We start from the raw sequence: 1,128 nt of genomic DNA on the forward strand, positions 1-1,128 counted from the left end.
GGCCCAGCTCATTGCCTACACCAGCCATGCGTTTGGCAACCCACCGCGCCCCATAACCGCCGCGTTGCCCAAGTCCGAAAACGCGTTGAAGAAGGTATTTATCTTGCTGCGCTCGCAGACCGGGCACGATTTTTCGCAGTACAAGCCCAACACCATTTTTCGCCGTATCGAGCGCCGCATGGCGGTACACCAGGTAGAAACCCTGGAAAGTTATGTGCAGTACTTGCAGCAAACGCCAGCCGAGGTGGAGGCACTGTTTCGTGACCTGCTGATCGGGGTGACCAGTTTCTTTCGCGACCCCGATGCCTTTGCGGCGCTGGAGGAACAGGTCATTCCCAAACTGTTTGCAGGCAAACCAATGGGCGGCGTGGTGCGCGCCTGGACCGCGGGCTGCTCCACGGGTGAAGAGGCCTATTCCATTGCCATCCTGTTGCAGGAGCGGCTGGAGGCGCTCAAACAGAACTACCGCATCCAGGTCTTTGCCACCGATATTGATAGCCGCGCCATTGCGGTCGCACGGGTGGGCGTCTACCCCGCCAGCATTGCCGAAGACATCACGCCCGAGCGGCTGGCGCGCTTCTTCACGCTGGAGCCCGGCGGCAACGCCTACCGCGTGCACAAGGGCATACGCGACATGCTGGTGTTCTCGGAGCAGAACCTGATCAAGGACCCACCTTTCTCTAAGCTCGATCTGATCAGTTGCCGCAACCTGCTGATTTATCTGGGTGCGGATTTGCAGAAGAAGCTGATATCGCTGTTCCATTACGCGCTGTGCCCAGGCGGCATGCTGTTCTTGGGTACGTCCGAGACGGTGGGCGAGTTTGCCGACCTGTTTGCCACGCTGGAGCGCAAGTCCAAGCTGTACCAGCGCAAGGAAGATTTTCAGGGCGCACAGCGCGCAGCCTTGGGTCGCTTTTTATCGCCCCCCATGCAAAAAGAAGCCAACCCCCCGCTGGCCGCTGGTGGCACGGCGCTGGCCACCAAGCTGTCCTTGCGCGAGTTGACCGAGCAAACCTTGTTGCAACAGGTCGACAAAGTGGCGGCCCTGGTCAACGCCCATGGTGACGTGCTCTTTTTGCATGGCCGTTCGGGCATGTACCTGGAGCCAACCCCTGGCGAGGCTGGCAT

General features: G+C 60.0%; 1 protein-coding gene. It reads left to right on the top strand.

All coding sequences use genetic code 11. The annotated features are described in order from the left end of the window. The coding region (locus AC097P_RS24615; protein WP_479613040.1) for a CheR family methyltransferase at nucleotides 1-1,128 on the top strand (1,128 nt) is incomplete at both ends.

Source organism: Rhodoferax sp. ZS1R8 (assembly GCF_056521325.1).